The organism is Bacteroides sp. AM07-18, from assembly GCF_003602695.1.
Taxonomy (GTDB): domain Bacteria; phylum Bacteroidota; class Bacteroidia; order Bacteroidales; family Bacteroidaceae; genus Bacteroides; species Bacteroides uniformis.
Map to the genome: position 1 here is coordinate 103213 of NZ_QTLM01000001.1, position 20529 is coordinate 123741.

Annotated in this window: 11 protein-coding genes; 4 read left to right on the top strand and 7 right to left on the bottom strand. The window is 50.7% G+C overall.

The window, feature by feature from the left end; translation table 11 throughout:
• The first annotated feature begins 45 nt into the window (after positions 1-45).
• A complete protein-coding gene (locus DW096_RS00470) occupies positions 46-3447 on the top strand; it encodes a TonB-dependent receptor (protein ID WP_118930834.1) in 3402 nt (1133 codons plus the stop codon).
• Positions 3448-3545: 98 nt separating this feature from the next.
• On the opposite strand, the gene DW096_RS00475 is transcribed toward DW096_RS00470, so the two are convergent.
• The 5 genes from DW096_RS00475 to DW096_RS00500 form a co-directional block, all read right to left on the bottom strand.
• Positions 3546-4631: an endonuclease/exonuclease/phosphatase family protein gene (locus tag DW096_RS00475; protein WP_118930833.1), complete on the bottom strand. Its 1086-nt coding sequence runs from the start codon at positions 4629-4631 to the stop codon at positions 3546-3548.
• Between the two features lie 9 nt (positions 4632-4640).
• Positions 4641-5597, bottom strand: coding sequence for a D-2-hydroxyacid dehydrogenase (locus DW096_RS00480; protein ID WP_118930832.1), 957 nt, complete (start codon positions 5595-5597; stop codon positions 4641-4643).
• Positions 5598-5694: 97 nt separating this feature from the next.
• Entirely contained in the window at positions 5695-6966 is a 1272-nt protein-coding gene (locus DW096_RS00485) for a replication-associated recombination protein A (protein ID WP_120028630.1), read from the bottom strand.
• 293 nt (positions 6967-7259) lie between these two features.
• Positions 7260-9845, bottom strand: a complete 2586-nt coding sequence (locus DW096_RS00495) for a DUF5686 and carboxypeptidase-like regulatory domain-containing protein (protein WP_118930831.1) — start codon at positions 9843-9845, stop codon at positions 7260-7262.
• 299 nt (positions 9846-10144) lie between these two features.
• Positions 10145-11239, bottom strand: a complete 1095-nt coding sequence (locus DW096_RS00500) for a UDP-N-acetyl glucosamine 2-epimerase (protein ID WP_022401058.1) — start codon at positions 11237-11239, stop codon at positions 10145-10147.
• Between the two features lie 152 nt (positions 11240-11391).
• Here DW096_RS00500 and DW096_RS00505 point away from each other — a divergent pair, with 152 nt between their 5' ends.
• Complete coding sequence (locus DW096_RS00505; RefSeq protein WP_005828294.1) at positions 11392-12018, top strand: trimeric intracellular cation channel family protein; 627 nt, start codon at positions 11392-11394, stop codon at positions 12016-12018.
• Positions 12019-12206: 188 nt separating this feature from the next.
• Here the strand turns inward: DW096_RS00505 and DW096_RS00510 are convergent, their stop codons facing one another.
• Positions 12207-15110: a pitrilysin family protein gene (locus DW096_RS00510; RefSeq protein WP_005828298.1), complete on the bottom strand. Its 2904-nt coding sequence runs from the start codon at positions 15108-15110 to the stop codon at positions 12207-12209.
• 272 nt (positions 15111-15382) lie between these two features.
• On the opposite strand from DW096_RS00510, the gene DW096_RS00515 reads away from it, so the two are divergent.
• Together DW096_RS00515 and DW096_RS00520 are read left to right on the top strand one after the other, a co-directional pair.
• Positions 15383-15886, top strand: coding sequence for an RNA polymerase sigma factor (locus DW096_RS00515; RefSeq protein ID WP_005828302.1), 504 nt, complete (start codon positions 15383-15385; stop codon positions 15884-15886).
• A gap of 146 nt (positions 15887-16032) precedes the next feature.
• A complete protein-coding gene (locus DW096_RS00520) occupies positions 16033-17808 on the top strand; it encodes a biotin/lipoyl-binding protein (RefSeq protein WP_025835515.1) in 1776 nt (591 codons plus the stop codon).
• Positions 17809-17831: 23 nt separating this feature from the next.
• On the opposite strand, the gene DW096_RS00525 is transcribed toward DW096_RS00520, so the two are convergent.
• Positions 17832-20522, bottom strand: coding sequence for an ATP-binding protein (locus tag DW096_RS00525; RefSeq protein WP_005828305.1), 2691 nt, complete (start codon positions 20520-20522; stop codon positions 17832-17834).
• Between the last annotated feature and the right edge of the window lie 7 nt (positions 20523-20529).

A 20529-nucleotide genomic window follows, 5' to 3' on the forward strand; every position in this document is an offset into this window, starting at 1 on the left:
TGTTTTAAGAAATATAACGTTTTAAAGAACTAATTTAAAGACATTATGTTAAAGAAGGTAAGAATTATACTGACAGCGCTACTGCTACTGGCTGCTGTAGGTGTAAATGCGCAGGTCACCACCGCCTCTATGGCAGGTAAGGTGACGGATGCAAGTAATGAGCCCATTATCGGCGCCACTGTCCAGGCTGTTCACCAGCCTTCCGGTTCGCGCTACGGAACCGTGACCAACGTTGACGGACGCTATTCCATCCAGGGTATGCGCACCGGTGGTCCCTACCGGGTGGAGATTTCCTACATCGGCTATCAGACGGTTATTTATAAGGACATCACCCTTCAGCTGGGTGAGGTATACAACCTGAACGTAGAGATGAGTGAATCTTCCGAGTTGCTGAACGAAGTGATTGTGACGGCTGCCAAGACCAAGTTCACCGCTGAAAAGACGGGTGCCACTACCAATATCTCGTCTGCACAGATGACGCAGCTTCCCACCGTGAACCGCAGCATCAGTGACATTGCCCGCCTTTCTCCCTATGCTAACGGCATGAGTTTTGCCGGCGGTGACGGACGTTCCACGAACTTCACTATCGACGGTGCCAACTTCAACAATAACTTCGGACTTAGCTCCAACCTTCCCGGCGGCGGCAACCCTATCTCCATGGATGCCATCGAAGAGGTGCAGGTAGTGGTGGCTCCCTTCGACGTACGCCAGACGAACTTCATCGGCGGCGGCATCAATGCCATCACCAAGAGTGGTACGAACACATTCAGAGGTACTGCCTATACCTATTACCGCAACCAGGACATGCGCGGTAACCGCATCAACGGCGAGGACCTGGGAGCACGTTCCGATGAGTCCAAGACTACCTACGGCTTCACGCTGGGTGGTCCCATCATCAAGAACAAGTTGTTCTTCTTTGTGAACTACGAAAAAGAGAAGACTCCGGGAGAGGTTATAAAGTATCGCGCGCGTGAGGACGGTGAAGAGGCAAAAGGTATGGTGTCCCGTACGCTGAAGTCGGATATGGAGAAGGTGTACAACCATCTGAAGGACAAGTACGGCTACGACGCAGGTTCTTACACAAGTTTTCCTGCTGACGAGGAGAACACCAAGATTCTGGCCCGCATCGACTGGAACATCACGGACCGCCATCGCTTGAGCCTCCGCTACAACAATACGAAGAATACAGCTTGGAATGCCCCGAACGGTAACTCTTCCGATACGGGATACCGTTTGAACAACACTTACCGCGTAGGTACACAGTCTATGGCGTTTGCCAACAGCATGTATTCCATGGACAATAAAGTGCAGTCTTGGGCGGCAGATTTGAACAGCCGCTTCACCGATAAGATTTCCAACCAGCTGCTGTTCACCTACACCAATATAGAGGACATGCGCGGCACCAACTCTTCTCCTTTCCCTTTTATCGACATCATGGCAGGCAAGGACGAGAACGGAAACCAGATTCTGGAACCGTATATGAGCGCCGGTTACGAGTTGTTCACCTACAACAACGGTGTGAAGAACAAGATTACGAACATTACCGATAACTTCACCTTCTTCACCGGTAACCACAAGCTGACGGCAGGTCTTAGCTACGAGCACCAGTTTGCCAACAACGCCTATATGCGTAACGGTACGGGATACTATCGCTACAACAGTCTGGAAGATTTCCTGAGTGGCGCAGCTCCCGAATCATTCGCTTTGACTTATGGTTTCAACGGTGTGGCCAACCCCAATGCCCAGGTTACCTTTAACCAGCTTGGCTTCTATGCCCAAGATGAATGGAATCTCGGCAACAGTCTGAAACTGACCTACGGTATCCGTTTCGACAACTTGATGTTCGACAACGACGATCTCCAGAGAAACGATGCCATCTATGAGCTCGACTTCGACGGGCAGCACATCGACACCGGCAAGTGGCCGGATTCCAGATGGCAGATTTCTCCCCGTGTAGGTTTCGTTTGGGATGTGTTCAAGGACAAGTCGCTGAAAGTACGTGGAGGTACGGGTGTGTTTACGGGACGTCTGCCGTTGGTTTTCTTCACCAATATGCCGACCAATGCTTCTATGGTACAGAACTCCGTTACCTTTAAGACCCAATATGACAATGGAAAAGTGGTGGGCCACGATTCCCGTCTGGACCAGTTGGCAGGCGGCATGATTACGGACATGAACCAGATAATCGACAAGTTCAACCTCCCCACCACGATTGAGAAACACGTGGCGGGAAGCAAGATTTCGGGTGTGGCCAAGGACTTCAAGATGCCACAGGTGTGGAAGTCGTCTATCGCGGTGGATTATCAGGTACCCGTATCTTTCCCCTTGACCGTGACGGGAGAGTTCATGTTTACAAAGAATGTGAATGCCGTTACCATCAACAATATCAACATCAAGAACCCCGACGAATGGAAGTACAATAAGCTGACCACCGTCAAGGGCGCTGATGGAAAAGAGGTGACAACTACGGAACTGCTGCATACGGGTATGCAACGTTTCAATGGTGCGGATAACCGTATGGTGTACTCTTATTCTCTTTATGACAACCCCGACAAGAATGTGAAATATGCAGGCGACTTCGTGCATTACAATGGCAAGAATGCCGTGGTGCTCGACAATACTTCCAAAGGTTACGGTTATACGGCAAACATCACGGTGAATGCCCAGCCGGTGGACGACCTGATGCTGATGCTGGCCTATACGCACACGGAGTCCAAAGAAGTTTCCGGTCTTCCGGGCAGCGACCCCATCTCTACTTGGCAGGGACTGAACACGATTGACGGTTCCAATTATGTGGATGCACAACGTTCACAGTATGTGGTTCCCGACAAGGTGATTGCTTCTGTGGGCTACTACATTCCCTTCAGACACAAAGGCCTGCTTCGCGGCACACACCTGAATCTGTTCTATTCCGGTTATTCTTCCGGCGGTTACAGCTTCTGCTACACCAACGACATGAACGGCGACGGCATCAACAACGACCTGATGTATATTCCGAAGGATGATAGTGAAATCAACTTCAAGACAGAGGAAGACCGCGTTGCTTTCTGGAGATTCGTAGAGCAGGATTCGTACCTGAAGAATCACAAAGGACAGTATGCTGAGGCTTATGCCGCTCGCGCTCCGTGGGTACACCGTTTCGATTTCCGTCTGCTGGAGGACTTCGAATTCAAGATTGGCAAGACTAAGCATTGCTTCCAGTTGAGTTTCGACATCATGAACGTGGGTAACCTCATCAACTCCAAATGGGGTATCTCCAAGACCAACACCGTTTCCAACAGCAACCGAATCCTGAAGTATGAAGGGGTGAAGAGTGCTACTGACCTGACTCCGGTATTCTCCATGTATAAAGTGAACGGTGAATATCCTACCAAGACTTACGACACCTATCAGAACTACAGCGAATGCTGGAAGTTGCAAGTCGGTATCCGCTACGTGTTCAACTAATCGGGTGCAGATAATCTCCGCTGAATGGCGGAATATGATAAGGCAAGGGCTGTTCCGGGATTCCGGGACAGCCCTTATTGTTTTGGGATTTCTTTACTTTATTGTATTTCAACCTCCATAATCACTGGATTGTGGTCGCTGCACAAATCCAGGTCTGGAGAGTAGTATTCGATACCCTTTAGGCTAGGGGAGTGGAAGATGTAGTCAATACGTAACATGCGTTTGGCATAGCGGTAGGTGTACATGTATCCGTTTCCGGCAGTGCGGAATCCGTCTTTGAGGGTTGTCCTCAAATGGTGGTAGGTGTAGGAGGAAGGTATTGAGTTGAAGTCGCCGCATAGCAGCACGGGATAGGGGCTGGTCTTAGCGTAGTGGCTGATGACGTAAGTCTGTGTGGCCCGCTTCATGAAGTTTTCGTGCAGGGTGCCTGCGGCATCTTTGGCTGCCTGGACTTCGCGGCGGGTGTCGTCGGTGGCCAGCTCGCGTTCCCACTTCCTGCGTTTCTGGCTGACGCTGGTGGTCTGCAGGTGGTTGTTTATCAGACGTATGGTATCCGTACCCATCACTACATCGCACATCATGCTACAGTTGGAGCTGTGCTGGTAAGTGATGAAACGGTGGTTCGCCAATGGATAACGGCTGAATACGGCGATAGGCAGTACGCCCTTGACAGAGTCTTCGGAAGGGATGAGCGCGTGTGACCAATGCGAGAGTACGCGCCGTATGCTGTCCGTGGGGAAGTCACTGTTGTCTCCGAACTCCTGGAAGCATAGCACATCCACGCCCTCCTGCTGCATGTACCGGGCTATCTCCTTGCAGGAATAACCGGTAATTTCACCTCCAAAGTTGTGTATGTTGTAGGTGGCTATCTTCAGATACTTGCCTGCCAGGGTCTTGTCTTTCGGCAGGTGGAGCTGGAAGACAGACGTCAGATATCCCCAGTTGCAGAAGAATGCCACCAGCGGAACCAGTGCCCAGCGCTTATGGGCCAATGCCCAGCAGAGTGCCGTTATCAGATTGACAATCAGGAGTACGGGCACTGCCAGCCCCAGTAATGGCATGATGACGGAATCGACCGGAGCCACGTTTCCTGAGAAGGCTGCCACTATGGTGATGGTGGCCAAGACAAATGTCGCTGCTATCAGGCAGATGTAGAACAGACCTTTTACGGCGGACTTTCCCATGTTGTTTGCTTATTTATTCACTACGTTCACCGGCTTACCGTCTTGGTAGGCCTTGATGTTCTCGAGCATAATCTGCATGAGGCGTTCGCGCGCGGCGGTGCTTGCCCAGGCAATGTGCGGAGTGATATAGCAGTTGCGGGCGGAGAGCAGCGGATTGTCGGCACGGGGAGGTTCTTGCGAGAGTACGTCTACGCCGGCGGCATAGATGGTGCCGTTGTTAAGTGCATTGGCAAGGTCTTGTTCGTTGATGAGCGGGCCGCGTCCGGTATTGATGAGAATGGCGGTGGGCTTCATCAGTCGGAGCCGTTCTGCATTTACCATCTCGCGGGTGGAGTCGGTGAGGGGACAGTGCAGGCTGATGATGTCACATTCGCGGAACAGCTCGTCCAGCTCCATCTTGCGGATTTCGGGAGGAAGCTGGAAGTTGGTCTTGGAGGTGTAGGCACATACCTTCATACCGAAGCCGATGGCGATGCGGGCGGTGGTGAAACCGGTGTGGCCCAGGCCTACGATTCCGAGCTTCTTTTCGCGCAGTTCGATGAGCGGCGTGTCCCAGAAACAGAAGTCCTTGCTTGCTGTCCAGCGGCCCCGGTGCACCTCTTCGGAGTGGTGCTGCACTTGCTGGGCGATGTTCAGTATATGGGCAAAGACCATCTGGGCAACGGAGTCGGTGCTGTAGGCGGGAATGTTGGTGACGATGATGCCGCGTTCTTTGGCGGCAGCGGTGTCTACGATGTTGTATCCGGTGGCCAGCACACCGATATACTTCAGTTCGGGCAGTGCGGCCATGTGTTCGGCGGTGAGCACAGTTTTGTTGGTCAGCAGGATTTCTGCACCGGCGGCGCGTTCCAATACTTCCGCAGGGGCGGTGCGGTCGTAGATGGTGCACTCGCCCAAGGCTTGCAATTCGTCCCAGCAAAGGTCGCCGGGGTTGGCGGCATAGCCGTCTAATACTACTATATTCATGGAGTTATGAGTTATTTGTTGTGGAGATTTTCTGTATCTGACTTTTAATCTCCAACTTTTAATTTTTAATTTTCAATTTTTAATTTGAATTGATAGCTTACCAATTCTTTTCCCCTCCCCAGAGTTGCTGCATCCGTTCCTTATGCTTCTGCTCGGCAGGGTTGAGTTGTGGTTCCCAGATACGGCGGTCTTTCAATTCGTCGGGCAGGAATTGTTGCTTGACGAAGTTGCCGGGGTAGTCGTGGGCGTACTTGTAGTTCTCGCCGTAGCCCAATTGCTTCATCAATTTGGTGGGCGCGTTGCGCAGGTGCAGGGGTACGGGGAGGTTACCCGTTTCGCGTACCAGCTGCAGGGCGTTGTTGATGGCCATGTAGGCCGAATTGCTCTTGGGGCTGGTGGCAAGGTATATGGTGGCTTCTGCCAGGGGGATACGTCCTTCGGGCCATCCTACCTTCATCAGCGTGTCGAAGCAGGCGTTGGCAAGCAGCAGCGCGTTGGGGTTGGCCAGTCCGATGTCTTCGGAGGCGGAGATGACGAGGCGGCGGGCTATGAAGGCAGGGTCTTCACCGCCTTCGACCATACGTGCCAGCCAGTAGATGGCGCCATCCGGGTCGCTGCCCCGGATGGATTTGATGAAGGCGGAGATGATGTCGTAGTGCATCTCTCCATCTTTATCATAGGCAAGAGGGTTCTGTTGAAGGCGCTCGGTCACCATGTCATCGGTAATAATGACGGTTTCTCCGGCTTCGGATTCCACTACCAGTTCCAGAATGTTGAGCAGCTTGCGGGCGTCTCCTCCGCTGAAGCGGAGTATGGCGGTGGTTTCTTTCAGTTCTATTTTCCGTTCCTTCAGCACGGTGTCTGTGGTGATGGCGCGTTGCAGCAGTTCCAGCAGGTCGTCCTTCTCCAGTGACTTCAGGGTATAGAGCTGGCAGCGCGACAGCAGCGGGCGAATGACTTCGAACGACGGGTTCTCCGTGGTGGCGCCTATCAGCGTCACGGTGCCTTGCTCCACGGCACCCAGCAGCGAGTCTTGCTGCGACTTGCTGAAACGGTGTATCTCGTCGATGAAGAGGATGGGGCTGGCTTGCGAGAAGAAACGGTTGCTCTTGGCACGCTCTATCACGTCGCGTACATCCTTCACGCCGCTGGTCACGGCACTGAGCGTATAGAAAGGGGTTTCCAGCTTGTTGGCGATAATCTGTGCCAGGGTTGTCTTTCCCACTCCCGGAGGACCCCACAGAATGAATGAGGATATGCGTCCTGCGTCAATCATTTTGCGCAGCACCGCACCCGGACCCACCAAATGTTTCTGTCCGATGTATTCGTCTAATGTTCTTGGTCGAAGCCGTTCTGCTAATGGAGGCATGGTTGTTAGTTATTAGTGATTAGTTATTGGTGATTGGTGGTTTTGAGTTGTTCTTTTTGCAAGTAACGATAGTAGCGGTTATCATTTTTATAAGAATTACACAATCTTCATTGAGGGAATCGTATTGTTGGGGTGTGATAGACATCACTCTCTCTTGCCTTTTATCATTTAAATAATAGTATAGGTTTACTATACGTACTGCAAAATCCATCGATTTATCTTTTAATATACTTTCTTTCATCATTATTACTCATCCCATAATTAATCACCAATCACTAATAACTAATTACTAATCAAAACACTGTCAATATCATGAATCGTATTCCCCAGTTCTTTGTTCCGGGGATGTCGGTATAAGTCAGCCGGCGTACATATTCTATATGGAGCAGCTTGAAGATGTTGTAGATACCTACGCTGGCTTCCACATAGGGGGTCTTGTCCATGATGTGGCTGGTGGGTACACCGTCGCGCGTGGGGAAGAGGAACAAGTCCGGGTTACTGCTCTTGTACGGGTTGTTCTTGTCGGTCAGCGTGCCCCACAGGCCGCGGACACGGAACATCTCGCGCCACTTCAGCTTCTTGATGAGCGGGATGCGGTTGAAGAGTTTTCCGTTCATGTCGTAGCTCAGGTTGAGCGAGGCATAGCGGTCGTTCAGGAACTCCATGTTGTTGATGAGGTTGAACGATTCGTTGTTCTGCGTGATGTACGAGAGGTTCGCCATCGGCAGGTTCAGCAGAGGGAAGGGGACGGTGTTCCATTGCGCACCGGCACGTGCCGTAATGTCCAGCTTACCCCACGAGCCGAACCAGAAGCGCTTCCGGATGCTGGCTTCCGTCAGGTTGAAGTTGTACTCTCCACCCAGCACACCCTTGAATCCGGCGGTGTGGGAGAGGGTGAAGGTGGGCGCATCCAACGATACGGGCACGCGGCGCTGTTTGGTGTTGACGAAGGTTTCACCAGGAGCGTAACGCAGGGTCACACCCAGCTCGGTAGTGGTGATGTCGTGCACCAGCGTATTCTTTTCATCCCACTGTCCGGGTGTTTCTCCGTTGTTCTTCCAGTATTGCAGTTGCCCCGCAGGCTGGTCGTTGCGGTGGCGTGCCATGGCCTGTACGGAGAAGCCGGTATTGGTTTCCAGCTCGTAGGTCAGCGTGGCATCACGCATGTAGGACATCTGGTCTACCGTAGTCCATTTCCAGCCGACAAACAAGTTGTCCTTGTCCGTGGCGAGGTACTTGTCCATGGGAGACATCACGTCGTAGGTGTACTTGAAGGCGATGTAGTGCTTCGGGAACTCCCATAATACGTATTCGCGCTTGTTGAAGGAGTAGGCCACCTGCCCGGAGTAGAACCATTTCTTGTCCTTGGTTCCGTAGGCGCCGTAACCGCTCAGGCTCCAATGCGGGTCGAGGTTACCGGTTGTCATACCGCTCAGACGGAAGCGCGTGCCGTTGACGTAGTTGCTGGTTATCATTGTATTGATAGGACCGAAGTCGAACTTGCTGGGATGGTTCTTGCTGCCCGTCTCCACGAAGTTCTCAATCAAGGCTTTCGCCCCGAAGATAACGTACTTGAAGCCGGGAATCTGTTCGATGCGGTTCATGAATACGTCCATCGTGCTCTCCTTCTTGGTGAGGGGCACTTGGCGCACTTTCGCCCAATACTCGTCGCTCTTGGCAAGCATGTTCGCCTCCTTGATGACGTTTCCTTTCAGGCGGAAGAGCCGGGGTTCTATCTCCGTGAACTGATAGTCGCTGTACTTGGTGGTCCGCTGTACTTCCAGGCCTTGGATGCCTTTCACAAAGTGCAGTTCCACGGTCATGTCGTCATCGGTCAGCACCCAGTTTCCGTCGGGCAGTTGTTCGAACTGCTGCACGATGTCGAGGTTTTCCACGAAGTTGACACCCGTCTTCTTGGGCAGGTTCATGGTACATTTCTTCACGGCATAGGTGGAGTCCTTCACCACGTAGAGGTGCCCCGTGAAACCGAAGTCCTGTGGGTTCTGGGGAACGAAGGTGAGGTGCACGCACTCCTGCCTATCCACCATGAGCGTGTCCATCAAGTAGTATTTGTAGAAGCTGATGGCTCCGCGGCCGATGGGGCTGACGAAGCGGCGTTGCAGCAGGCGGATGTCGTCGTCGTAGATGTTGATGTCGGAAAATACGTCCGTAAGGATGGTCCCCAGCATGTCTCCGGTGTTGAAGAACTCTTCGATACCGGCGGAGTTCATACCTTCGATGATGGTCTTTTCGCTTTTGGGGCTTTTACGGAAAATGGTCTTGCTGGCCGTCTCCTTGATGGAGATGGGCAGAATCATTTTGTTGGTCTTGGGTGATACCTCCACCTGGTCTTTGAAGAAGGAGAATTTCTTGTAGATGCCTTTCTCCATTTTGTCAGGGGTGACGTCGTTGAGCGACATCTTCATCTTTTCGTACTTCTGGTACTGGTAGTAGTCGTTCTCTTCCAGTTTCAGCGCCTTCTTGTTCTCGATGACCTTCTTCATGAACTCCACGGCGGGGTTGTTCTTGCGGGAATATTTCTCCTTTTTGGGCTTCACCACGACCTCGGAGAGCATGATGTCATCCGATTGCAGTTTGACGTTCAGCACCCGGGTGCCGGGTTTCAGTTTTACTTTCTTGGTGATATAGCCTACGGCGGAGAACGTCAGCTCATCCCAGCCTTTGCGGGTTTCCACCTGGTATTCACCGTTTGCGTTGGAGATGCCGCCTACACCTTTCCCTTCATACTGTACGGTGATGTACATCAGCGGTTCGTTCGTGAGGGAGTCTGTGATGACACCCTTTATCTGGGCGGATGCGCTGATGGAGACGAACAGTGACAGCAGGAAAAGGGCGTAAATTGTATATCTTTGCTTCATAAGTTACAGATAATTCGGGCGCAAAGTTAACAAATTAAGGTTAATCAAGAAGCAAATATAGACTAAAGAAACGGGAGATATGGTTAAATGAACGTGAAAGTCGTATGTCTTGTTTGTCGGATACAGATAAAAAACGTACAGAATCCTTATAGAAAAGTTGCCGGATATAAAGGATAAAGTTGCACAACGTATGGAGAAAGTTCTATCCCAAGCCTTGGGATAGAAAAGCCCAAGCTTGGGATAAGCGTCCGTAGGTTTGGGATAGACGTTTGCAAGCTTGGGATAGAATTTATGGAGGATTATGAATTGTTGCCGTTCAGTAGTGTCTGTACGATGCGTTCCGCCGTTCGTCCGTCCCAGCGGTCGGGCAGGGTGGTGTGCTTCCATTCTCCGTGCAGCAGCTTGTCGAGCGAGGCGGAGAGGGCGAAGGAATTTTCGCCTACCAGCTCGTTGGTACCGATGCGCCAGGTTTCGGGATGCTCGGCATAGGTATTGAGGGTGATGCAGGGGACGTCGAGGAAGGTAGCTTCTTCGGCGATGTTTCCCGAGTCGGTGACGATGCCCCGTGCCTGGTTGATGAGGAATCCGAAGTGCAGGTAACTCTGCGGAGGCAGGATGTGCAGGTTGGGAGCATTCACTTCCAGCGACTTCACCGCCTTTTGCACGTAGGGGTGTAGCGGGGCGACGATAGGCATGCCGCCGGCCTTCTCGATGACGGTCTGGAGCAGGGAGTGCAGTACGGCTTTCTTCTCCAGCAGGTCGCGGCGGTTGAGGGTGAGCAGCAGGTAGTTCCCTTTCCGCAGGCCGAGGCTGGAGAACCACATGGGCTGCACCAGGCGGTGGCGGTTGAAACGGATGGTGTCAATCAGTATGTTGCCCACGTAGTGGATATATTCGGGTATCATGCCCTCCTGGTTGAGGTTGCGGTTGGCCACCATGCCGGCGGTGAAGAGATAGTCGGAAATGGCGTCCACGATGGTGCGGTTCACCTCGCGGGGCATGTTCATGTCGAAAGAGCGTGTGCCGGCTATGACGTGCGCCACCTTCAGTCCGCGCTTCTTGGCGACGATGGAGCAGCTCATAGTGGCGGTCATGTCATCTACCACCAGTACGACTTGTGCCGGATGCCCGTCCAACTCCCGCTCGAAGGCGAGCATGATGGAGGCTGCCACCTGCGAGTGGTTGTGTCCGGTGACACCGAGGTAGGCATCCGGTTTCCTCATGGAAAGGTCGGAGAAGAGCGAGGCATCCAGGCTGGTGTCATCCTGCGGACCGGTGTAGACGATGCGGTAGGAGATGTTCTTTCCTGCCTCTCTGGCGGCGTCGATGGCGCGGCAGATGGGGGCTATTTTCATGAAGTTGGGGCGTGCGCCCGATACGATTGTTATTCTCATTGTCGTAGTTGGTGAAAAATGATACGACAAAAATACGTTTTCTTAGGGAAATTATTTGTTACTTTGCCTATTATTTTCAGAGTGTCTGTTGAAAATACACACTTATTCAATGTTTAATTTATAATTTATAATTTTTAATTCTCAAAGTGATAATGCCAACATTTGTTCAGATACTCGATTTCATTGGCACATTTGCCTTTGCCATCAGTGGCATACGCCTGGCCTCGGCCAAGCGGTTCGACTGGTTTGGAGCGTATGTGGTGGGTTTTGTGACGGCCATTGGCGGCGGTACGATACGCGACCTGTTGCTGGACGTCACCCCGGGCTGGATGACGGATCCCATTTACTTGATTTGTACCGGACTGGCCTTGTTGTGGGTCATCCTCTTCGGTAAACATCTCATCCATCTGCACAATACGTTCTTCATATTCGACAGTATCGGCCTGGCACTGTTCACGGTGGTCGGCGTGGGCAAGAGCATCGCGCTGGGCTATCCCTTCTGGGTGGCCATCATTATGGGCAGCATCACCGGGGCTGCGGGAGGTGTGATACGTGACGTATTCATTAACGAAATTCCGCTGATATTCCGGAAGGAGATTTATGCGATGGCTTGTGTGGTGGGAGGAACCTTCTACTGGATGTGCCATCTTCTGAGGATGGAGTCTTTCGTGTGTCAGATTGTGGGCGGTGTGACGGTGTTCGTTACCCGCATACTGGCGGTGAAGTATAGGATTTGCCTGCCTATCCTTTCGGGCAATGAAGAGGAGCAGGAAGGGTAGTCCGTTATCTGCTGTCTGAGAATCTCAGGGATTTTCCGGTGAAATTCCGGGCAATGTGCAAAAGAACTTCAGGTGTTAAATATAAGATTCCCCGGCATTTGGAACCGAAATGTCGGGGAATCTTTCATATTCCTCGTTCCCCTGATAAGGGGGAAAGAGGATGGGATTGCTAAGGGGATAAAACAAGGTTAGAACAATGCATCCTTCGTGTTGAAAAGTTTGCGTTCGTTCAGTTTCACTACCTTGCCGAATTTTTCCAGCCGCTTCAGGTCAATGTTCTTAGGGTTGCCCATGATGGAAATGCAGTAAGGTTTGTCTTTGATGTTCTCTTCGTAGAATTTCACGATGTCGTCAAAGGTCAGTGCATCTACTTTCGGCAGGTTTTCCTTTGCTGGGTCGTCCGTGTAGCCTCTGTAGCCCAAGTCTACCAGTTCCATGGCTTTGTTGCGGAAGCTGGGGTGACTGGTCAGCATGGCTTGGCGGAGGTAGCTCTTGATGTTGTCGATACGTTCCGGATTCTTCGGCATGTCGTTGACGAGACCCATCAGCACGTCCAGTGCATCGTTTGCCTTGTCGTTCTGGGTACCGATATAGCCGCGCAGATAGCTTGCTTTTCCGGCTATGCCTTGCGTGCCGACGAATGCGTAGGCTGTGTAGGCCATGGAGCGTTTTTCGCGGATTTCGTTCAGAACGATGCCGGTGAAGTCAAGGCCGAAGTATTGGTTGAATGCGCTACGCAGCACGTCGTCCTTTTTGTCAGCCTTCTGCATCGGGATGTAGAGGTGGATTTGGGCTTGTTCTGCATCGTTGTTAGGCAGGAAGTAGACGGTGTTTTCGGTCACCGGCATCATGTCCTTTGCCTGCGGGGAGTTGGACGGGCGTTCGTTGGCCACCAACGGGAGGTTCTTGCTCAGAATGTCGTATACTTGGTCGAAGGGGAGTGTTCCGGTAAAGAACACCTTTGCCTCGTAGTTGGAGGCACGGTTGATGTCGCCCGTCAGTTCTGAAATCTGTAATTCGTAAATCTCCTTGTCGGTCAGCTCCTTGATGTAGTCTGATTTCTCTCCGTAGAGCATGTACTGTCGCAGTGCTTCGTTCAGGATGCTGACGTTGTCTTTGCGCTGCTGGCGCATACCCATTGCCGAACCTTTCAGACGTGCCAGTTGCTTTTCGTCCAGTTTTGGCATCAAAATCTGGCGTGAAAGTAGCTGGCAGGCTTGCGGCAGGGTGGCTTCGTAGCCCTCCATGATGATGTAGAGGTTGTCATCATCGGCTGTCACGTGGCAGGTTGCGTTCAGCTTGCTGAGTTCTTCTTTCAACTCTTGCGGTTCGTAGGCCCCCATGATGCCTGCGTTGTTCATCAACTGGGCGGCATAGCCAAGTTTTGGGAATTCGCGTTCACCGGCTCCGTATTGTACAACCAACTGGAATACGTTATTCTCCTTGTTGGGTGTGTAGTACATCTTTGAACGGTCGTTCAGTTGCTTGATTTGCACTTCGCCGTAGTCTGCGAATTTCTCCTCCATCTGTCCGATGGGCAGGTTTTTGAATTGTGTTGCATAGAGCGATTCTTTTCCTATCGGAGGTTCTACGGGTTTGTAACCCGGCTTCTCAATCTTGGCGTTCTTGTCAGGCTTTCCTTTTTCGATATATAGGGCCAGGTAATTGTCTGACAGATATTTCTTGGCTACTCGCTTGATGTCGTCAGTGGTGATGGCCATAATCTTGTCCTTGTAATTGAGTATGTCGCCCAAGTCCTGCTCGTTGTAGAAGGCGTTCATCAGTATCATGGCCTTGTCCTCGTTCGACTCCATTTCCAGGTCGAACTGGCGGCATTTCTCGGCTTTGATGGCATCAATTTTCCAGTCCTCGAATTCTCCGTTGGCGATTTGCTGGATGGCTTTCAAGGCTTTCTTTTCGGCGCTCTTGGTAGACTCGAAACGGCGCTGGTTTTCGTCGTAGAGGGGAATGGCCGCTACGATGGCGCGTCCTTGTTCGCGGAAAGTACGGGTGTAGGCTCCGGCGCTGGTCAGTTCACCGTCCAGTACCAGCTTGTCCATAGTTCCGGTCTGACTGTTGTTGTTCAGCAGTGCCAGAGCGATGTCCAGAGCGTCTTCGTCGGGATGTCCGGCAGGTACTCCATTGAATACCATTGCCACTTGCGGGTAGAATCCTACTTTAGCCGAATACTGTTTGCGGCCCTTTATTTCGAGGTTCTGGTAGACCTTGCGTTCGGGTGCGGGCTTAGCAGCCAGACGTCCAAAGGCGGCATTGATGCGTCCGCTGATTTGTTGGGCTTTGATGTTTCCTACGAGTACCAGTACCATGTTTTCGGGGACATACCATTGTTCGTAAAATTCAATCAGCTTGCTCAAGCGGGGATTCTTCAGATGTTCGGGCAGGCCGATGATGGAACGGGAGTAAGGATGTCCCTCAAAAGCTTTCTCCATCACGAACTGGTTCTGTGCACGTCCCTGGTCATCTTGTGAACGGTTATATTCTTCGTACACGTTTTCCAGCTCCGACTGGAAGGAACGGAATACGGGATGCAGGAAACGTTGTGAGGAGATTTCCAGCCATTTGTTTATCTGATAGGCAGGGAAGGAGCTGTGATAGAAGGTCCAGTCATAGTAGGTGCCTGCATTCACCCCTTTGGCACCCATGCTTTCCATCAGGTTGGAGTATTCGTTGGGAAGTCCCAATTTTCCAGCTTTGACGGTCAGCTCATTGATTTCCTTGCTGATGGCTTCTTTTTTTGCCGGGTCGGCTTCTTCGGCCATCTGGTCGTACTTGGCGATGATTTCCTTGTAGATCGGTTCTTCTTCCGTCCAGTTCAGCGCGCCTATCTTGTCTGTTCCTTTAAACATGACGTGCTCCAGGTAGTGTGCAAGTCCCGTGTACTCTTCGGGGTCGTTGATGGAACCGGCACGTACGCCTACCAGTCCGAACACGTCCGATTTGGATTCATCTTCCCATATATATACGGAAAGACCGTTCTTCAGCTTGAACGCCTTCAGTCCTTGTCCAAAGGAGGGCAGGGAAATGATGAGGGCAGCCAGCAGAAGAAGTGACTTAAATTGAAATGATTTCATAAAATAAAGTGTTTTTATGTAATAAAAGTGTTTTCCTATATGTAGGCAAAGCTATAAAAAAATCACGTAACATTTACGAAATCTTCGGAAAAATGATGGTTTTCAGTATATAATATCACCCGTAAACTATCAGAGAGGGGGGTGTAAACTGTCAAATGATAGTTTTCCCCCCTAATAAAAACCGTATTCCGTCCCCCGGGGCTTCAAATCTTCCTTATACTTGCAATCGTAAAACCTAAACCATTATTAACTATTTAAAAATTGAGCAAAGTATGAATACTTACAGTTTTAGAAAAGATTTACTTGCAGTGCAAGAAGAACTGCTTCGCTTTGCATACAAGTTGACAGCCGACCGGGAAGAAGCGAATGATTTGTTGCAAGAGACATCTCTCAAGGCTTTGGATAACGAAGACAAATTTGAACCCGACACCAATTTCAGAGGTTGGATGTATACCATTATGCGCAACATCTTTATCAATAATTACCGGAAAATAGTTCGCGAACAGACTTTTGTGGACCAGACGGACAATCAGTATCACCTCAGCATGCCCCAGGACTCTGGTTTTGCCAGTACCGAGGGTGCCTACGACCTGAAAGAAATGCATCGCATCGTCAATGCCCTTCCACGCGACTATAAAGTCCCTTTCTCCATGCATGTGTCCGGTTTCAAGTACCGCGAGATTGCCGAACGCCTCGGCCTTCCGCTCGGAACGGTGAAAAGCCGCATCTTCTTTACACGCCAGAAGTTGCAGGATGAACTGAAAGATTTCATCTGATAATAATTTGATAGTAGCAATATGATATATAACATATTGTCAGTGATGAATTTTTAAGGGTTATTCTTGACTATATGTCAGAATAATCCTTTATATTTGTATATGTTAAGTTAACCGAAGGAAAAAATCTCTTATTACTGACTATGATGAAAAAGGAAATTAAATTCAGTCTTGTTTACCGGGACATGTGGCAGTCGTCCGGTAAGTATCAACCCCGGGTAGACCAGTTGGTACGTATTGCTCCGTTGATAGTTGAAATGGGTTGTTTTGCACGCGTTGAAACAAACGGAGGAGCTTTTGAGCAGGTAAACCTTCTGTATGGTGAAAATCCCAACAAGGCTGTACGCGCCTTTACCGCACCTTTTAGGGAAGCAGGCATACAGACGCATATGCTCGACCGCGGGCTAAATGCACTGCGCATGTATCCCGTTCCGGCAGATGTGCGCCGGCTGATGTACAAGGTGAAGCATGCCCAGGGTGTGGACATTACCCGTATCTTCTGCGGATTGAACGAGACGCGGAATATAATTCCTTCTATCAAATATGCTCTGGAAGCGGGCATGATACCGCAGGCTACGCTCTGCATCACGTATTCTCCCGTCCATACGGTGGAATACTATGCCAGTATTGCCGACCGGTTGATTGAAGCCGGGGCACCTGAAATCTGCTTGAAGGATATGGCGGGCATCGGACGTCCGGGTATGCTGGGACAGCTTGTCAGAACCATTAAGGAGAAGCACCCCGATGTGCTGATACAATACCACGGGCATAGCGGTCCCGGACTTTCCATGGCTTCCATTCTCGAAGTCTGTGAGAACGGTGCCGACATCATCGATGTGGCGATGGAACCCATGTCGTGGGGCAAGGTTCATCCGGACATCATCTCCGTGCAGGCCATGCTGAAAGACCTGGGTTTCCAAGTGCCCGACATAAACATGAAAGCCTACATGAAAGCCCGTGCCATGACGCAGGAGTTCATTGACGAGTTCTTGGGTTATTTCATGGACCCCACCAATAAACATATGTCCTCACTCTTGCTGAAGTGCGGTTTGCCGGGTGGCATGATGGGCTCCATGATGGCCGACTTGAAGGGAGTGCATTCCGGCATCAACATGATACTGCGCGGTAAGAACGAGCCGGAACTCAGTCTGGACGACCTGCTCGTCATGCTGTTCGACGAAGTGGAATATGTATGGCCCAAGCTGGGTTATCCTCCTTTGGTGACTCCTTTCAGCCAGTATGTGAAGAATGTGGCTTTGATGAACCTCATGCAGCAGGTAAAGGGAGAGGAGCGTTGGACGATGATAGACAACCATACGTGGGACATGATTTTGGGCAAGAGCGGACGCCTCCCCGGTACTTTAGCGCCCGAGATAGTGGAACTGGCCAAGTCCAAAGGCTTTGAGTTCGTGGATACGGACCCGCAGCTGAACTACCCGGATGCTCTGGATACATACCGGAAAGAGATGGACGAAAACGGTTGGGAATATGGCGATGATGACGAGGAACTCTTCGAGCTTGCCATGCACGACCGACAGTATCGCGACTATAAATCCGGCGTTGCCAAGAAACGTTTTGAGGATGACCTGCAGCGTGCCAAGGATGCGGCAATGGCCAAAAACGGATACTCGGAAGAAGAAATCAAGAAGCTGAAGCGTGCCAAGGCAGACCCGATAATCGCGCCTTCCAAGGGGCAAGTGCTTTGGGAGGTTTCCGTCGAAGGTCCTTCTTCTGCTCCTTTCATCGGACGCAAGTACCAGCATGATGAGGTGTTCTGCTACATCTCTACGCCGTGGGGCGAATACGAGAAGATATGGACCGGATTTACCGGACGTGTGGTGGAAGTCTGTGCCAAGCAAGGGGATGTGGTCAATAAAGGGGATGTGATTGCTTATATCCAGCGAAGTGATATTTTTGCATAAAGTGGAGGATGACTGTTTTTCAGTCATCCTTTATCATCCAGCCATTTCTTGATGGTTTCCTTCAGCACTTCTTGAGTGAAGGGTTTGGTAAGGAAGTCGTTGCAACCTGCTTCCAGGGCAGCTTGCTTGTCGTGCTCGTAGGCATAGGCTGTAAGGGCGATGATGGGGACGTCCGGTACCAGTTCACGGATGATGCGAGTGGCGTCGATTCCGCCAAGGTTGGGCATTTTCATGTCCATCAAGATGAGGTCGGGGTGGACTTCCTCGAACATCGTTACGGCTTCCATGCCGTCTTTGGCATGTTTCAGCCGATAGAGTCGGCCTAAAATGGCGTTAATTAGGATGAAGTTGCTTTCTGTATCTTCGGCAATCAGGATGGTCTTGAAAGGAGGGGTAGGGAGTGCTCCGACCTCTTCATTCTTCGGGGAATCTCCGGGGGCTGCATTTTTGCCCCTCTGCTCTGTGGAGTGTGTCTCTGCTGTCGTTTCCTGGTTGTCCTCTTCTTTCTTTTCCGCCTCTGTTTTGCTGGTGGATTCCAGCGGGAGAACAAAAGTAAATGTGGTGCCTTTACCCACCTCTGAAGTGACGGATATGTTGCCACCCAGACGTTCGATGATGGTTTTGCAGATAGAAAGTCCCAATCCGGTGCCCTGGGCAAAGTTGTTCACCTTGACGAAACGTTCGAATACCCGGTCCACCTTGTCCGGTGCAATGCCCATACCCGTATCGGTGACGTGGAATGCTACATACTTGCCTTCCCGGCGATACCCGTAACTGATGTGCCCGCTGGTGGTGAACTTGAAGGCATTGCCTATCAGATTGGAAATGACCTGGAAAATCCGGTTCTTGTCTCCGTCAATCACGATATTCTCGTCAGAGGGTTCGTATATCAGTTCCACTCCTTCGGGACAGCGGAAAATATGTGCGTCGTGTATCTCCTTGCAGAGTGGATGGAGGCGTACGGGCGTGATGGTGAACTCCACGATGCCCGATTCTATTTTTGATAAGTCGAGGATTTCGTTAATGAGCTGGAGCAGGCGTTCGTTGTTCGATTCCACTATTTCGTAATAGCCTAGCCGTTCTTCCTCGTCGGTACTTTCGGCAATAATTCGTGAGAAGCCTACAATGGCATTGAGCGGTGTGCGTATCTCGTGGCTCATGTTGGCGAGAAAGGCAGATTTGAGCCGGTCGGAGGTCTCGGCTTTCTCCTTGGCTACGAGCAGTTCCCGTTTCATCTGTTCCATTTCCGTGATGTCCCATTCGATGTTCAGCAGGATGGGGGAGAAGTCGTTGCTTTCAATCTTCATCTTCCGTTTGTCCAGATAGATGGGATTTCCGTTTCCGTCGCGTTCTTCCGCAATCCAGTGCATCTCTTTGCCGGTTCTGGCTATTTCGATGTCTTGCGCCCTCTTTTCCTGAGCAGTCTCCAGAGGATAAAAATCGAAGTCGTCCTTTCCCAATGCCTCTTGTATGGGGATTTCGCGGTTATACGATTCGCGGTTGCGGTAGAGGTACTTGAAGTTGTTGTTGATGTCCTTCACAACAATGCCTGCCGGGAGGTTTTCGATGATTTTGTCCAAAATCAGGTAGAACTGTTTGATTTGTTGCTCATGCCGGATGCGTGTGGATACATCCCTTCCGAAAGTCCAGACCGTCCCTTCGCCTTTGTCACTCGTCACCCAATAGGCGTTTCCTTCTATGGCGAGTACTTCCGGACGCAGTGGCAACGGATTGTGAACAATATAGCCTTGGGAGGTTTCTCCGCGTTTGACACATTCTGCAAATTCTTTCCACGATTTTTTGTCTCTTCCATACGAAGGCAAGTCGTATATTTTCAGTTTCGTGATGTCTTGGGTATTGCCGATGCCATGCCGCTCCTTGAAGCAGCGGTTGCCGAATATCAGTGTACCGTCTTCGTGTGCCGAGTAAATATCTTCGGTGGAGTTGTCGATGGCATGCGTCAGCAGGTTGATGTCGTTGCGCCGTTGCTGAATGTCGGTGATATTCTGTATATATCCTTCCAGAATGGTATTTTTGTCTTTATGATATTCGCGTGCAAAGGCCTTGAGACGTATATAGAAAATCTTTTCCTGGAGCAGGATGCGATAGTCCACACTGTTTTCCATTTTCCCTTTCAGGTTTTCTTTCAGCCAGTTGGTGAAAGATTTCCGGTCTTCGGGAAGTATCAGTTTCAGATAGTCGTTCAGATTGATTTCTTGTGTCTCCTCTGTGCATAGGATATTGGTGTGTCCGGCATATTTGAAGTTCTTGGTGTCTGAATCGTATTGCCAGTTTCCGATAAGCGCAGCTTTTTGGATTTCATTCAGCTCTTGGTTTTTTCTTTCGAGTTCCAGCTTGCGCTGGCTGCGTTCCGTGATGTCGCGGTATTGGCAGAGTACCATTCCGTCAAAAGGGGACATGATGCACTTGAAAAAATAATTGGTACCGTTTAGGGCCATTTCGTAGTTATGGATAGAGCGTATTTTGTGCGTCAGTACTTTTTTAAAGTCCGGATAGATTTGGTTATAAGTGGATAAGGGCATTAGTTGGAACAGATTCTTGCCCAGCAACTGGTCTTCCTTCAAGAACCAGAGATTGATGTTGTAAACTGCAATATCCACACAAATACCGTCTTTGTCCAGAAGAATCATGGTGTCGGACGTCAGCTTCAACAGTCTCTCAGCGTTTTCAGCTTGTTTCAAAATGTTTTTCATTCTTACA

Bases quoted from the DNA above. Each gene is read 5' to 3' on its own strand.
- DW096_RS00510 (WP_005828298.1), bottom strand. From the start codon at position 15,110: ATGAAATCATTTCAATTTAAGTCACTTCTTCTGCTGGCTGCCCTCATC.
- DW096_RS00525 (WP_005828305.1), bottom strand. From the start codon at position 20,522: ATGAAAAACATTTTGAAACAAGCTGAAAACGCTGAGAGACTGTTGAAG.
- DW096_RS00495 (WP_118930831.1), bottom strand. From the start codon at position 9,845: ATGAAGCAAAGATATACAATTTACGCCCTTTTCCTGCTGTCACTGTTC.
- DW096_RS00480 (WP_118930832.1), bottom strand. From the start codon at position 5,597: ATGAATATAGTAGTATTAGACGGCTATGCCGCCAACCCCGGCGACCTT.
- DW096_RS00505 (WP_005828294.1), top strand. From the start codon at position 11,392: ATGCCAACATTTGTTCAGATACTCGATTTCATTGGCACATTTGCCTTT.
- DW096_RS00515 (WP_005828302.1), top strand. From the start codon at position 15,383: ATGAATACTTACAGTTTTAGAAAAGATTTACTTGCAGTGCAAGAAGAA.
- DW096_RS00520 (WP_025835515.1), top strand. From the start codon at position 16,033: ATGAAAAAGGAAATTAAATTCAGTCTTGTTTACCGGGACATGTGGCAG.
- DW096_RS00500 (WP_022401058.1), bottom strand. From the start codon at position 11,239: ATGAGAATAACAATCGTATCGGGCGCACGCCCCAACTTCATGAAAATA.
- DW096_RS00470 (WP_118930834.1), top strand. From the start codon at position 46: ATGTTAAAGAAGGTAAGAATTATACTGACAGCGCTACTGCTACTGGCT.
- DW096_RS00485 (WP_120028630.1), bottom strand. From the start codon at position 6,966: ATGCCTCCATTAGCAGAACGGCTTCGACCAAGAACATTAGACGAATAC.
- DW096_RS00475 (WP_118930833.1), bottom strand. From the start codon at position 4,631: ATGGGAAAGTCCGCCGTAAAAGGTCTGTTCTACATCTGCCTGATAGCA.